We start from the raw sequence: 14,479 nt of genomic DNA on the forward strand, positions 1-14,479 counted from the left end.
AAATTATATCAAAAAAAAATAGTTAAACCAGAGCTTTGGAGCTTCTTGCTGCCAATCAATAACCACTCTCCACGTAGGGGCCAACTTTTCCCCAGCAGACTCAGCTTCAGCCTTACTGCGTCGCCCAAGAGAGAGGAGCTCATCCATTGTCAGTTCAAACCAATTTTTACTACAAAGTACCTGGAGACACTCTCCACCGGAAAAATCTTCAACCTGATAAGAATCAGGAAGACCAGTTGGGTAGCCAACTATCTCTCTTGATACCCAGTACTCGCTTTGATTATCATCAAAAAAATAAAGAACCGTCTGATCGCTTCTAAGGTTTAATTTTGGGTGTTTTTCAATAAAGGCCATTAGCTGTCCATCAACCAATTGCCAATTCTCATTATGAACATCGCAACACTGATATAGGAATCTTGAATTACCTAGTTCCACTTTCATGGACTCTCCTCTTCTTCATAGGGCTCGATATGAATGAGTACATCTACATTTTGAGAATACTCCCTAAGCCAACGATGCACTCTTTGCTCGACATCTTTACCAATGCGGTGGGCATCAACAAGTGAGAGAGCAGGATCTAGGTGTACATGAAAATCAGCATGGAGCCAATGCTCATTGCCCCGAACTCTAAAATTATGAACATCGTAAACAAAGTCCATTTTCTCAATTTCTAAAAGAAAGGAATCATCAATATCTGGTGCTCCATCTAAGAGCTCATTAATATTCATACGGACAATTTTTAGGGCAAGAAAAACTAAATAACCTGTAACTAAAAGACCTACAAAGAGGTCAAAGAAATGATATCCAAACTTAGAGAGAATAAGTGAAATTAAAACGGCCCCACTAATTAAGAAGTCTCCAAACGTATGAGAGGCATCAGCAAGCAGTAGCGTTGAATTATACTTTTTCCCTTCTTTGTTTTCATACCAAGAAACAAAAAGTGACGTCGCCATCGAAATGGTAATACTCACAATTGTCCATGGACTAAAAGTTGCTTGGCTAACAAAGTTTCCAGATACAAGGGCCTTTAAATCAACTTGAGAAGCAATTTGATAGGCGGAAAAAAGAAGAAGAACCGCAACGACTAAACTTCCTAAATTCTCAGCTTTATAATGCCCATAATTATGATCTTCATCAGGCGGAGCTGATGCAAATGAAATCGTCAGTAGTGCCAAGATATTTGTTGATCCATCAACGAGTGACTCAAGCCCAGAAGATGTCAAAGAAAGAAAATGATAATGATTACCAACAATGATTTTCAAGAAGGCCACAAAGAGATTCAACACCAAGGTGATAATCAGAACTTTAGCAATGGCCTTCTTTCGATTTTTTTGACTTTCTTTTTTAACCTCAGAAGCTTGCCTCATTTAATCGGCCCTTAGATTAAACTTAAGTTGCTCTTTTAAATCACTTTCAAAATGAGAAAGCTTTTTTTCCAACTCTTCTTTATTAGTAATCTTATAGAGGCCCTTATCATTTTCAGCATAAGACTCTTGTGTGAAATACTTTAATGAGTTTTTCATTAGTGGCTGACTATAGGATTCTTGAAACTTTATGATTTTTCCAAGATCGCGTTCACTATTAAAGTTTTCTTTAAAAAGGTTAAAGTAGTCATCCCCTTTAAAGCCTTCAGGTTTTGTCTCCCCTAGTTCTTTAAGCGTTAGGGCACTCACATAGTAAGCTTCGTTAATATAACTTAGAGAGCGAGAAAATGGACTTAAAAAACTAGCAATGGCATAAAGTTCTTTATGAGAGAGATTCATTAAGTCTTCAATTGTCTCAACCTTTCGACCAATGGCCTTAGAAACAATTTGCACGGCCTGCATAAAGAATTCTCTAACTGTCGGTAAATAGAACTCATGCTTCATCTGGCTACGCTGATTAAGAAAGAACTTTTTCAAATCTTCTACTGTATTTAAATTACCACTAAAGAGATTGATCCAGGCCAAGTTAATCGTCCAAGGAACAAGAAAGTGGTGAAGAATAGTATTTTTAAAATAGAGCATTTCTTGACGAGACTCTTCTTTAATTGAATAGAAGACGTGACCACTCTTATTTTTACCAATGACATTTATTTTTTTATTACCAATCAAAATATCAACGGCGCGACCGAGAGTATCTTCAACCTGCTCACCTTTGAGAGAGTCCGTAAAAGGAACGTCAAACAAGGCGCAGTATTCGAGAATCTTCTTTGCTTTAGAAAGAATTTCATTCCACTGCATGGCCCCTGCGGGTTCATCTAAAAGTATCAATGATAAAAGAGCTGTAGGAGTCACAACCATGCGCTTACCGACTTGTCTAAAACAATTAAAGGCCAGTTCATAAGTTGTGTCTTTAAGATTTACATCATCATTTTTCTTCGCTTCAATTGGGCTTCCAAGAGTGATGTGAACATTTCCAAATTGATAAGAAAGAAATTTCAATAGCCCTAAAAGCTGGCCAGAACTTTCTTTTACTTTCTTAGCTCCCTTTAACTCACGGGCCAGGGACTTCGTCTCTGGTACGTATTCGTGATTGATACTCACAGGGCAAAAAAGAAGCTTAGCTTTTTCATTCTCAGGAATGTGACTATGGGCCTCAAGAAGCATTTGATAAAGGCCAAATCTAGGAGGAAGTAATTTTCCTGTTCTCGATCTTCCCCCCTCAAAGAAAAACTCAATTGGTTTTTTCTGAATGAGTAAGCAGTAGAGATAAGCCTCTAAAGATAACTTATAAAGGATATCACTTGCAAAAGATCGGCGTATAAAGAAACAGCCCGACTTTCTAAAAAGCTTTCCAATAGGAAAGATATTAAGATTAATTCCACCAGCGACATAGAGCGGAAAACCAAAGGTCTTATAAACGATGTAGTTAATGGCCAAATAATCAGCATGAGACTGATGATTGGGAACAAGGACGACACAATTTTCTTTCACAAGTTTTTTAAAGTCGTGTCCATTTTCGTTAAAATTAATTCCATCATAGAGATTTGGAAGAGTGGCATCAAGCATCTTTTCAAATGTCTTAATATAAGTTTTTGAATACTCGGCCTTAATTTCATCAAGGTTTTTTAAGGCCTTTTCCTGCTCAAGTTTTGGATTATCTCGTGAATCGATTCTCTCTTTGAGCTTTGGATAACTTAAAAATATTTTTTGTAACTTTGTTAACATAATAATTCCTAACGAACTCCGTGTGGTTTACTTTCACTCATCCCCGAGCTACTCATTTCCATATAAAGGGCCGCTTCACTCATTGATTTAATATTATCCACACCAAGGTACGTCATTCCAGAGCGAATCCCTCCAGTGAGTTCATCAATAATATTACCAACTGGTCCTTTACAAGCAATCATCGTATCCTCACCCTCAGCGGCCATTCCCTTTGGAAGTTCTCCACGCCAAGAGACTTGCGCGGCCTTAGAGGCCATTCCACGATACTCTTTCTTTCCGCTTTTTACATCACCCGGTGTTTCAAGAGTTCCAGCAACTAAAGATCCAACCATACAGCTACTTGCTCCTGCACAGAGTGCCTTGACCATATCACCAGAGTTTTTGAGGCCACCATCGGCAATGACAGGGATACCATGCTTTTGCGCCTCATCGACACACATTGCAATTGCCGTTAACTGAGGAACACCATGTCCGGTAATAATACGTGTTGTACACATTGATCCAGGACCGATTCCAACTTTAACCGCATCGGCGCCGGCATCAATCATACGAGCAACACCATCAGCTGTGGCGACATTTCCTGCAATCACATCAATATGAGGGTATTTATTTTTTACGAATTTTAAAACATCTAGCATCATAACTGAATCACCGTGGGCGATATCAATTGTTAAAATATCAACGCCCTCTTCACTTAACATTTGAGCGCGTTTCATTCCCTCTTCTTTAACACCAATAGAAGCAGCTACAGGTGTATTGAGGTTATTTTCTTTTAGGAATTTTTTAATAAAACGAATGTCTTCAACTTGTTGCTCAGCACTCATGAAACGGTGAAGAATCCCCATTCCTCCAAGTTTTGCCATAGCACAGGCCATTTCTTTACCTGTAACAGTATCCATGTTGGCCGTAACGATTGGCACATCAATTCTGTGGTTCTTTGTCACTTGAGTTTTTAGACTCGGGTGGCGACGAGAAGAAATTTCACTGTGTCTTGGGATTAATAAAACATCATCGAAAGTTAGACCTTTAGAGCGGTTTAAAATACCCGCTGCATTAAACATTAATTCCATGTGTGTGATTCCTTTTCAAATGTTTCTGGCACAAAAAGAATAACTTTTTTGGAACGATATTGAAAGAAATCTGAGTTTAAACTTGAATTAAACCAAGGACATGTCAGCGAATGTTAGCCTGTAGGAGCTCCATGGAATGGCTTCGAATCTTCTTGGCAGAAGTAACCATATCCGAGAACGCCAAAACCGTATAGGGCGATGCAGAGTTTTTGGCACTTTCCAGCATAAAATCCTCACGAAGTTTCTCACCTTCGGATTTAAGTTTGATCATATCTTCCTTAACAAGTAATTCATCGAGAAATCCTCCCTCGATAATGCCACTAGTCGTTTTGAGATAGAACTCTTTCACTTTCTGGTGGTAGGCCATGAAGTTCGTTCGTATCTCTCCTTCATAGAGCGCATTTTCACAAAACCTCGTCTTAGATGTGATCAATTTATCTAAGTAATCAGCTATACTCTCTAATTCCCTTGCTGACTCCATAATGACTTGAGCTCTCTTGGACTCTTCATCAGAGAGAGGACTTTCCATGAGCTTTAAAATAAAGCGACTAATCTCACTGTGAATATTATCAGTGATTCTCTCGTAATCCTTTATCTTAGCAAGAACACGAGGAAGGTTTGTGGGAGACTTAATATATTCATCACAACGGTCATACATGCGATCGACGATATCTTTTAACTTTTGTAACTCTCTTTCCCCAAGAACAAGGGCCGTTGCGGGAATTAAGTGCGCCTGATCAGTGAGAACTTCCAATTTTGTTTGTTCCTTCATTTCTTTATGAGGGTGAAGCGAGCTGACAAAGCTTGTAATTTGCCTAACAAATGGCACCAAAATTAGCGCAGAACACAAGTGAGTAAAAGTGTGGAAGAAGGCCAAATGAATGGCGACATTCGGGTAGGGCCCATTTTCAACATGAAAACCGGGATGCCCAGGAATAAGCCAAACCGATAGAGACATAATCTGATTAATAAAAAGAAGTGAAAAAGTGAAGTTGAAAAGAGCATAAATCGTCCCCGCCTTTCTCGTTCTCTTTGCAATGACATTGCCATTTGCTTGAAAGATCTGATCACCTAGAGAACAAGCTAGGCTCATTACTACAAGGCATAGCGAGGCCTGAAAAAAGTCAATGATTCCCGATGTGGCAAAGGCCATAACAAGGGCCAAGACAAGGAGGCTCTGCCTAACAAAAAATCCAATGAGAAAAACAAAGAGACTTAATAGAAAATAAGAATAACTCTCGTTTGAAAATAAAAGAATAAACGTATCGCTATCTAAAACCTCACTCACTTGCAGCTTTAAGAGGTTCTCCCCTAGAAGATTGAGAGAAAAAAAGATTAGAGCTAGTCCAAAGAGAACTTTTGCTAGCTCCCTAAACTTTTGAGAGTAAGGAATGATATTGCATAAAAGACCTAAGGCCATAATAATAAGGGAGTACTTTGAAAGCTCCATGGAAAAGAGCCAACCTAAAATTGTCGCCCCGATATTGGCGCCAAAAATAACACTGATGGCCATTGGCAAGGCCATTAACCCCGCATTAACTAATCCTACGATCATAAAGAGGGCCACAGACTCCCCTTGGACAAGGAAGCTGATAGAAAGTCCTCCAAAGAGTGCACCAAAACGATCTGATCTTTTTAGACCTTGAATAATTTGACGAATACTAGGTCCACTCAAAACCTGAAAAGATTCACTGAACGTTTTTAAACCAAAGTAAAAGAGCCCAAAGGATCCGAGGGCAGAGAATAAGGCCAAGAGAATTTCCAAGCAATCTCCCTAAGATTACACAACTTAATAACTTTATTATTATTCATCTAAAGAAAGATAGGATCAAGCAAAAGGTGGCTAAGTCCATAAAACTTCAAGAATGGACTGCTAAACATAGAAAATAACTAGCTTTTTCTTAGTTACCCGTCGTCGCTTTTGCAAAGAAGATTGGAATAATGATGTAGAGAATTGTGTCCCTAACAAGGTAAAAGAGAAAGAAGTAGACAAACGCTTTGGGGCTTTTGAAATAGAGTTTTTCAACGCCAAGGTATTGCACCTTCTTTGACATACTGATCATAAAGCGGCTCTTTCCCCAGTGCTTAAAGAAAAAAGAGATCGCTCCGTCCACTTTTCTATCAAAGGCCAAAAATTGATCTTTGACCCATTGTGGAGTCACTTTCAAAATAAACGCCCACAGAATATCCCCTAGTTTTTTCCAAAAAGGCATAATCACCTCTTGAGAATCACTCTCGCCACTCGATGTAGCGACACTTGAAGCTTTAGCGACATTCTTGGCCTGAGTCTTTTTATTTAGGGCATTTTCAGTAGTTTCCATGAGCGGACATTAACAGAATTTAACACCCTTGCAAAGCCGTTTAGATAATCTTATAAACATGAGCTATATCATTAAACTTATTACAAAACTGTGACAAATAAATACAGGCCCCAAGCTATATTGGGCTAAACCACGCAACCTTTATTTATCGCATCTGGAACATTGTATGATCCAAGGTCTAAAATTAATTAATTTACCACCAGCAAGCCCTTTGGCAAAAGAGCCTTGTGGCGATGCTTTTATTTTAAAGACATGTCAAAGAACGATGATCATAGGTCACAATATCGTCCCTCTTCTCTATGTCGATAGTGCTCTTAAAGAAACTCAATATGATGTCTTTAACGAGGAAGATGCTTATCTCTATTTACTTGAGACAATCTGCGGATTAAAGAGCAAAGTTCTCGCAGAAAACGAAGTGACGGGCCAATTTAAAGACGCTTATCTTGAATACCTCGCTCACGATCAGAGAAACCCTTTAATTATGAATGTTCTAGAAAAGCTCTTTAAAGATGCCAAAGAAGTTCGTTCACAATATCTCTATGCCGTAGGACAACAATCCTATGCAGGGTTGTCTCGTCAGTTTTTAAAATCTAAAAAGAACTCGGGTCGCGTCCTCTTAGTAGGTTCAGGAAAATTAACAAGAGATCTCATCAAACTTCTCGATAAAAATTATGAGCTCTTTGTTACAGCTCGTAATGAGCAAAAGATCAAAGAACTCTTGAAAGAATACCCAGATAAGATTATTAAGACTGTGAGCTGGCTCGATTATTCGGCCTATGAAACTTTTGAGTTAATTGTAAATACTATTGGAGCTGAAACAATTCTTTTCAATGAGAACTTCTTTAAAAATTGGTCTGGGGCCAATGGTGAAGTTTTTGTCGATCTTGGATCTCCAAGTGTTCTTAAAACAAACTTTACGCAAAAACAGGGACTCTACAGACTCCCTGATGTCTTTGCCCACGCCAATTACCTGAATGAACAAAAAGATCTGAAAGTTAAAAACGCGCGCGCTCATATTGAAAAACTAGTTATTAAAAGAAAAAAATCATTCAGCCTAAATTACCCTTTTGGCTGGGAGGACCTACAATTTGTCTAACTCAAAAAAGCACTACAAAATCGGAACACGTGGCAGCCTTCTTGCCCTCACTCAATGTACACAAGTAAAAGAAGAACTCGAGGCCCTAACGGGAGATGAATTCACGCTTGAAGTTATTAAGACTCAAGGAGATATCATTGTCGATCGTCCTCTGTGGCAACTTGAAGGAAAAGACTTCTTTACTAAAGAACTCGACCAGGCCCTTGTTGAAGGTTCTGTTGATCTCGTGGTTCACTCGTATAAAGATCTTGGTTCTGATCGCCCAGAAGAATTTGAACTGGCGGCAATTACTAAGAGGGCCTACGCAGAGGATATTCTCTTCATCAGAAAAGATGTAAAAGAAAAGCTTCACACAATGGACAAACTCATTGTTGGAACCAGTTCACCAAGAAGAATTGTAAATATTGAAAAGTCACTTTCAAAATATATTCCTGCAAAAAAAGACATTGCAGTTGAAACAAAAATGCTAAGAGGAAACGTAAACACTCGTCTAGCAAAGCTAAATGACAAGCAATACGATGCCATTGTACTCGCATGGGCAGGAATCGAAAGACTGGCAATTTGTGATAAAGCAAAAGAAGATCTCTTACCACTAATTAAAGACCTCGACTTTATGATTCTCCCTCACGGAGACTTCCCTCCAGCGGCTTCACAAGGAGCCCTTGCCATCGAATGCAAAAAGGGAAGAGATGATAACGGAGAATTATTAGAGAAACTCATTAAGATGAATGATAAAACAACGATCTCTGAAGTTCAAAGAGAGCGCTCGGCCTTTACTGGCTATGGCGGAGGATGCCACCTTGCCGTAGGTGTTCACGTTAAAAAAGTTGGAGACTTCTATCTTCACACTCACCGTGGAAGTGTTGATGACAAGGTCATTTCTGTTTCAACAACAGAAGGTGCCTTTGAAACTTTTGAAGGAAATAAAAAGAACGTTTTTATCGGTCTGCCAAAAGATAAAATGGATGACGACATTCTTTGCGATGAGTACATTTCAAAGACCCTGTTAAATGTCGATCTAAGTGACAAGAATTTAGAAGATGTCTTTGCCACATCTAATTACACAATCCCTGCCCTTAAAACTGCGAGATCCTATAAGGCCCTCTTTGCAGCAGGCTCTAAAACACTACAACAGTTAACTAAAGAAGGTTTTTGGGTAAATGGTTCATCAGAAGGTCTCTCGGAAGATTATCTTAACCATATGCGCTCTTCAGCACTTCTTTCTTTATTTCTTGGGCAAAAGAGATCCCTTACGGCCCTATCAAACGACGAAGCAACAAGCACTGAAGGAGAGGTTTTAGCCTGTTATCAAAGAGAAACTTTGAAAGTCAGTGACCAGTATCTTGAGCGCCTTGAAAAGTGCGAAGTCTTCTTTTGGACGAGCTTTCATCAATATCAAGAATTCACAAAACTTTGCCCTTCTATTAAGAAGAAGTTTCACGCAACGGGACTTGGCAAAACCTATAAAAAGTTTCAAGAAGAAGGGATAAGAGTAAGAGCATTTGCGACACTCAGTGAATTCAAAGAATGGATTAATAAATAAGAGGAATATATGACAAAACAAACAGAGCTCTTTGAGCGTTCAAAAAAATTAGTACCAGGTGGAGTTCACTCTCCTGTTAGAAGTTTCAAAGGTCTTCACATCACGCCACGCTTTATTGAAAAAGCGAATGGTGCATACTTTAGCGATGTTGATGGAAAAGACTATATTGATTTCTGTATGAGTTTTGGTCCACTTATCCTTGGACACAAAGACGAAGAAGTAGAAAAAGATTTACAAGGGGCCTTATCTCGCGGTTGGAGTTATGGTGCTTGTGAACCCTACTCGCTAGATCTTGCTGAATATCTTTTAGAAAAACTTCCTTTTGTCGATCAACTACGCTTTGTAAACTCTGGAACTGAAGCCGTGATGACAGCACTTCGCCTAGCTCGAGGTGTGACAAAGAAAAATAAAATCATCAAATTTAATGGCTGCTATCACGGTCACGTCGATTCAATGCTTATTAAGGCAGGCTCTGGTCTAGCAGGAAGTGCAGAGGCTTCATCTGCGGGTGTACCAGAAGGGATTGCAAACGACACTCTTATCTTGGAACTTGGTGACAAAGAAGAAGTTATCAAATGTTTTGAAGACCATAAAGATCAAATTGCGGCCATCATCATTGAGCCACTACCGGCCAATAATGGTCTCATGATTCAAGATCAAGAATATTTAGAATTTCTAAGAGAGATCACAAAACAAAATAATGCACTTTTAATTTTTGATGAAGTCATTTCAGGTTTTAGAGTGGCCTTTGGTGGTATGGCACAGAAAACGGGAATTCGCCCGGACATCGTGACCTATGGAAAAATCATAGGTGGTGGTCTTCCAGTTGGTGCTATTGCTTCAACAAATGAGATCATGTCAAACCTCGCCCCTCTTGGAAATGTCTATCAAGCGGGAACTCTGAGTGCCAACCCTCTTGCCATGGTTGGTGGTCTTTCAACGTTGAAAAAACTAAATGACAAGAGTTACGAAACACTAGAAGAAAATGGAAAGAAACTAGAGTCTATTTTTAGCAAATGGCTAAATGAATTCAATGACGGTCAATTTAGTGATTACAATCTTACGAGATCTGGATCGCTCTTTTGGGTTCACCCAGGAAACTCTATTCAAAATATTAATCAAATGCCACAAAACTTAAATGAAAGATTCTACGAGCTTTTTGAAGTTCTTCTCAATAAGGGGATCTATCTTTCACCAAACGCATACGAAGTTGGCTTCCTAAGCCTCTCTCACGATCAGTCCGTTTTAGATGATCTTGAAAAGAGACTTTGGAGCTAAGAGAGGATATTTAATTGACTCAAAAACGCGTTTTTCCAATTCTTGCAACACTGTGGATCACAACTTCCTTGGCCCTTGGCTCATGGTGGTTATACCTACTTGTGATGTATGAAGATAAATTAGAAAAATTAGGAATGACACTTCCAGAGCTTGGTTTCAGGCCGAATCTGGTTCGCATGCTAAAATGGGAGGGAACAACATTAATCCTTCTCATTACATTCCTGTCTATTTCACTATTTATTCTTTATTACAAAGATCAAAGAAAAACCAAGGCCCTTCAAGCATTCTTTGCAGGATTAACTCACGAGCTGAAAACTCCTCTTGCATCGATTCGCCTGCAAGCAGAGGTCATTAACGATACAATTGAAGAGAAATATAAAGAAGATAAATTACTAGATACACTCACAGATCGACTCATTGAGGATACCGGAAATCTTGAAACACAAATGGATAAAATTCTCCAACTTTCAAGAATTGAGAGAGGTGGTAACCTAAACCCAGCTCCTGTTGATCTTATGTCTGTTCTAAGAACGACAATTAACAAGAGAGCAAGGAATTTAAGTGTTGAGATTGATCAACGTATTGAAGATCCAATTATCTTGGCCGATTTATTTGCACTCGAATTAATTTTAAAAAACTTATTTGAAAATACAAAAGCTCACACAGAAGAAAAAAAGGCCAACATCAAAATTGATCAAAAAGAAGATACTATTATTCTTGTCTATAACGATGGTGGAACTTTCCAAGGAGAGATTGAAAAGCTTGGAAACCTTTTTTACAAGTTCAATTCGGCCAAAGGCTCTGGAATTGGACTTTATCTCATTAAAAAATTAATGGAAAAAATGTCTGGAAGCCTTGTCGTAGAAAATAAGAGCAATCTTGTTTTCACCCTTTATTTCAAGAAGGAAACCGAGAGCTAATATGGGGCAAAGTGGAAAGATTCTCATCGTAGAAGATGAACAAAACTTGGGATTCACGCTCAATGACTATCTCAATGGTCTAGGGCACACCTGCAAACTGGCAACCTCTGCTAAAGAGGCCAGAGAACTCTTCAAAGATTTTGCTCCAAATATCATTCTCATGGATATCGGGCTTCCCGATGGAAGTGGCCTTGAGCTTGCGAGAGAATTTAGACTTCTTAGAAAAGACTTTGTTCTTCTCTTTTTAAGCGCTCAAAATGACCCGGACACTCGTGTTGAAGGTTTAGAGATCGGTGCTGAAGACTATATTACAAAGCCTTTCGCCTTGAAAGAATTGGTGTTGAGATTGAAGCGTATTCTTAGTTCACAAGACCTCAAGCAAACTTTTCCCGATGAAATCACTCATGGAAGTCTTCGCATTTGGTTTAAAAAATTCGAAGTTCAAGATGGAAGTGGGAAAGTTCTCGCTCTTCCTCAAAAGGAATGCGCGATTCTAGAGCTCCTCTATCAAAAAGCGGGTGAGGCTGTTGATAGGAATGAAATTATTGAAAAAATCTGGGGCGCTGATAAGTACCCTAGTAACCGCACAGTTGATAACTATATCGTGCGTCTTAGAAAATGGATGGAAACTGATGAGCAAGGAATTCTTGATATTCAGTCCATTCGCGGAATTGGATATAAATTAGTCATTCTACATAAGGATTAGAAAATGGGACTTTTTAACAATAGACAACAACAAGATGGCAAAGAGATCGTTCCAGTTTGGTTTATGAGACAGGCCGGGCGCTACCATTCACACTATCAGAATATCAAAAAGAAAAGTAACTTCATGGAGATGTGTAAAGATCCAAAACTTGCCCAAGAAGTAACGCATGGACCTCTTGATGAATTTAACTTCGATGCGGCCATCCTCTTTAGTGACCTTCTCTTTCCACTAGAACATTTAGGAATGGGACTGACATACGCACCAGGGCCAAAACTAGGTTTCACACTAGAGCAGACAGAGGACCTAAAAAAACTATCTCCCCTAGCACCAGCTGAAGAATTTTATGCTTTCCAAGGTGATGCTTGTGCTCTTTTAAGAGAAAGTATGCCTGAGTACAAAACACTTTTAGGTTTTGTAGGTTCACCATGGACTCTTTATACTTATGCTTGTCAAGGATCTCACGCCGGAAACCTGACACCTTCTAAGAATGGATTTTACGATGGAAGATTTGCTGGTTTTTGTGAACTTCTACTTCCAAATCTTTTAACAGAAATGCGTGTTCAGGCCCAAAATGGTGCTGATGCCATCTGCTTATTCGACACAGCAGTTGGTGAATTAACCAAAGATGATTTCTGTGAATTTGTTCTTCCAAAAATAAAAGAAGTAACAGAGAAATTTAAATCAGAATTTCCTGACAAGAAAATTGTTTATTATTCTAAGTTAACTCACATTGATTACCTAGAAATGATCGATGATAAAAATATCGACGTCCTTGGTATTGATTGGCGTGTTAATATCGAAGATGCACTCAATGCGCTTTCTGACAGATACTATATCCAAGGAAACCTCGATCCTTCTCACCTTCATTTACCATGGGAACTTCTAGAGAAAAAATGGATGGCCCTTTGGGAGAAAGTAGAGAGAACTGGAAAAGCAAATCGCTGGATTTGTGGACTTGGTCACGGTGTTCTTCAACATACACCAGAAGAGAATGTTAAAAATTCTGTTGCCCTTATCCACGAGAGATTTCGCTACTAATGGATGAGCAAAGACTCTATGAGAATCTTTTAAAGTACCACTCGGCCGGTGGCCGTTTCACTTATTTCCCAAGAAAATCACAATGGGAAAACAAGGTAGAGATCTCTCAAATTGAACATTCAATTAAAAACATTAAGGGAAGTGCCTATCTCTATGTGCACATCCCTTTTTGTCAGAGCCTTTGCACTTTTTGTGGTTGTAATATAAAAGTTACCTCCGATAGAGATCTCGTCGAACACTACATCGAGGCCATAAAAGCACAGTGGCAACACTACCTAGAGTTAAACCCTACACTTGAACTACAGGGTGTTTACTTTGGCGGGGGTAGTCCAAATTTCTTAGGTGTAAAGGATCTAGATCTTCTCTTTGATACTCTTGGAGTAACGAAGAAGACGCCAATTATTCTTGAACTTGACCCGCGACGAGTTCAGGAGACACTCATTGATTTTCTTAAAAGTTACAATGTAGAACGGGTCATTCTTGGTTTGCAAGACATTGATCGCAAAGTTTTAAAACAAGTTAATCGCGATCAAGATCAGGAAGAAATGAGTGCTGTCATTCACGCACTCAAGCAATTGAAAGGTGTTGATATAACGGCAGAGCTTATTTACGGTCTCCCACATCAACAGAAGCAAAATCTTGAAAAAGCGGTGGAATTCTATTCCCAATGTGGGATAACAAGCTTTCAACTCTACCCCCTCGCACCAGTGCCATGGCAAAAGGCCAGTCAAAATGCTTTTGGAGTTTATTGTCCACTTTCAACTAAAGAATTATACGAAGTATACCTCGGAGCAATTAAGGCGCTTGAAAAATTAAACTTCGAACACATAAACTTTGGTCACTGGCAACAAAGTGAGCTTTCAAAACGCACTTCATTTCAAAACAGAACCATCATGGGTAATATGAACTACACCATAGACTCACTGATTGGACTTGGCCCATCGGCGATTTCGAAATTGGAAGGGCTCTTTTTTCAAAATGAATCGATTTATGACAAGTATCTCTTTCAAGCGAAGCAGAGGAAGTTGAATTTTCAGATGACTCATAGGCAAAGTGAGCAAGAAAAAGAAATAGATCAACGCATTAATGAAATCCTCATAACGAAACGAATTCCAAAAAGCCTTTTACAAAAGTCTGAGCTCACACAATTGATGCTTCGTGACAAGGTCATCATTGAGTCTCAAAACGACTATCTCATCGATAGTTTCGGCCTCCACTTTCTCAAGTACATCCTAGAAGAGCTCACTCGCTCTTTAGCATCCAAGTAGTAAAGTCAATTTTATCTTAAAAAGTAAGAAAGTATTTGTTTTTTGACATTTTAGCCCAAGAGAACATGTGTAAAAATAATAATAAGTTTT

At 39.0% G+C, this 14,479-nt stretch carries 13 protein-coding genes; 7 read left to right on the plus strand and 6 right to left on the minus strand.

From position 1 onward, the window contains the following. Window positions 1-3 precede the first annotated feature (3 nt). The 6 genes from HBN50_RS09190 to HBN50_RS09215 form a co-directional block, all read right to left on the minus strand. Complete coding sequence (locus tag HBN50_RS09190; protein ID WP_273869408.1) at window positions 4-441, minus strand: hypothetical protein; 438 nt, start codon at window positions 439-441, stop codon at window positions 4-6. After that, a complete protein-coding gene (locus tag HBN50_RS09195) occupies window positions 438-1,367 on the minus strand; it encodes a cation diffusion facilitator family transporter (RefSeq protein ID WP_273869409.1) in 930 nt (309 codons plus the stop codon). The genes HBN50_RS09190 and HBN50_RS09195 overlap by 4 nt, the downstream gene beginning before the upstream one ends. Beyond that, on the minus strand, window positions 1,368-3,149 hold the full coding sequence (locus tag HBN50_RS09200) for a 1-acyl-sn-glycerol-3-phosphate acyltransferase (RefSeq protein WP_273869410.1): 1,782 nt from the start codon (window positions 3,147-3,149) through the stop codon (window positions 1,368-1,370). Window positions 3,150-3,157: 8 nt separating this feature from the next. Beyond that, window positions 3,158-4,219 (minus strand): guanosine monophosphate reductase, encoded by a 1,062-nt coding sequence (locus tag HBN50_RS09205; protein WP_273869411.1) that lies wholly within the window; start codon window positions 4,217-4,219, stop codon window positions 3,158-3,160. Between the two features lie 103 nt (window positions 4,220-4,322). Next, window positions 4,323-5,984: a Na/Pi cotransporter family protein gene (locus HBN50_RS09210; protein ID WP_273869412.1), complete on the minus strand. Its 1,662-nt coding sequence runs from the start codon at window positions 5,982-5,984 to the stop codon at window positions 4,323-4,325. 136 nt (window positions 5,985-6,120) lie between these two features. Further along, the gene (locus tag HBN50_RS09215; protein ID WP_273869413.1) at window positions 6,121-6,540 is read right to left on the minus strand and encodes a hypothetical protein; all 420 of its coding nucleotides are present in this window, start codon (window positions 6,538-6,540) and stop codon (window positions 6,121-6,123) included. Between the two features lie 166 nt (window positions 6,541-6,706). On the opposite strand from HBN50_RS09215, the gene HBN50_RS09220 reads away from it, so the two are divergent. From HBN50_RS09220 to HBN50_RS09250, 7 genes are read left to right on the plus strand one after another with little or no spacing between them, the layout of a single operon-like run. After that, window positions 6,707-7,636 (plus strand): hypothetical protein, encoded by a 930-nt coding sequence (locus HBN50_RS09220; protein ID WP_273869414.1) that lies wholly within the window; start codon window positions 6,707-6,709, stop codon window positions 7,634-7,636. Further along, window positions 7,629-9,179, plus strand: coding sequence for a hydroxymethylbilane synthase (gene hemC / locus HBN50_RS09225; RefSeq protein WP_273869415.1), 1,551 nt, complete (start codon window positions 7,629-7,631; stop codon window positions 9,177-9,179). The genes HBN50_RS09220 and hemC overlap by 8 nt, the downstream gene beginning before the upstream one ends. Before the next feature lie 9 nt (window positions 9,180-9,188). Further along, window positions 9,189-10,457 carry a glutamate-1-semialdehyde 2,1-aminomutase gene (locus HBN50_RS09230; RefSeq protein WP_273869416.1) on the plus strand — a complete coding sequence of 423 codons (1,269 nt, stop codon included), beginning with the start codon at window positions 9,189-9,191 and terminating at the stop codon, window positions 10,455-10,457. Window positions 10,458-10,471: 14 nt separating this feature from the next. After that, window positions 10,472-11,377 carry a sensor histidine kinase gene (locus HBN50_RS09235; RefSeq protein WP_273869417.1) on the plus strand — a complete coding sequence of 302 codons (906 nt, stop codon included), beginning with the start codon at window positions 10,472-10,474 and terminating at the stop codon, window positions 11,375-11,377. 1 nt (window position 11,378) lies between these two features. Continuing rightward, window positions 11,379-12,083: a response regulator transcription factor gene (locus HBN50_RS09240; RefSeq protein ID WP_273869418.1), complete on the plus strand. Its 705-nt coding sequence runs from the start codon at window positions 11,379-11,381 to the stop codon at window positions 12,081-12,083. Between the two features lie 3 nt (window positions 12,084-12,086). Next, on the plus strand, window positions 12,087-13,121 hold the full coding sequence (locus HBN50_RS09245) for a uroporphyrinogen decarboxylase family protein (protein WP_273869419.1): 1,035 nt from the start codon (window positions 12,087-12,089) through the stop codon (window positions 13,119-13,121). Then, on the plus strand, window positions 13,121-14,389 hold the full coding sequence (locus HBN50_RS09250) for a radical SAM protein (protein ID WP_273869420.1): 1,269 nt from the start codon (window positions 13,121-13,123) through the stop codon (window positions 14,387-14,389). Before HBN50_RS09245 ends, HBN50_RS09250 begins: the two co-directional genes overlap by 1 nt. Window positions 14,390-14,479: the final 90 nt, after the last annotated feature.

It is taken from the genome of Halobacteriovorax sp. GB3 (genome assembly GCF_028649655.1).
Taxonomy (GTDB): domain Bacteria; phylum Bdellovibrionota; class Bacteriovoracia; order Bacteriovoracales; family Bacteriovoracaceae; genus BSW11-IV.

Coding starts and splice junctions, on each gene's coding strand:
- HBN50_RS09240 (WP_273869418.1), top strand. CDS start 11,379: ATGGGGCAAAGTGGAAAGATTCTCATCGTAGAAGATGAACAAAACTTG.
- HBN50_RS09195 (WP_273869409.1), bottom strand. CDS start 1,367: ATGAGGCAAGCTTCTGAGGTTAAAAAAGAAAGTCAAAAAAATCGAAAG.
- HBN50_RS09190 (WP_273869408.1), bottom strand. CDS start 441: ATGAAAGTGGAACTAGGTAATTCAAGATTCCTATATCAGTGTTGCGAT.
- HBN50_RS09250 (WP_273869420.1), top strand. CDS start 13,121: ATGGATGAGCAAAGACTCTATGAGAATCTTTTAAAGTACCACTCGGCC.
- HBN50_RS09245 (WP_273869419.1), top strand. CDS start 12,087: ATGGGACTTTTTAACAATAGACAACAACAAGATGGCAAAGAGATCGTT.
- HBN50_RS09200 (WP_273869410.1), bottom strand. CDS start 3,149: ATGTTAACAAAGTTACAAAAAATATTTTTAAGTTATCCAAAGCTCAAA.
- HBN50_RS09230 (WP_273869416.1), top strand. CDS start 9,189: ATGACAAAACAAACAGAGCTCTTTGAGCGTTCAAAAAAATTAGTACCA.
- HBN50_RS09220 (WP_273869414.1), top strand. CDS start 6,707: ATGATCCAAGGTCTAAAATTAATTAATTTACCACCAGCAAGCCCTTTG.
- HBN50_RS09205 (WP_273869411.1), bottom strand. CDS start 4,219: ATGGAATTAATGTTTAATGCAGCGGGTATTTTAAACCGCTCTAAAGGT.
- HBN50_RS09215 (WP_273869413.1), bottom strand. CDS start 6,540: ATGGAAACTACTGAAAATGCCCTAAATAAAAAGACTCAGGCCAAGAAT.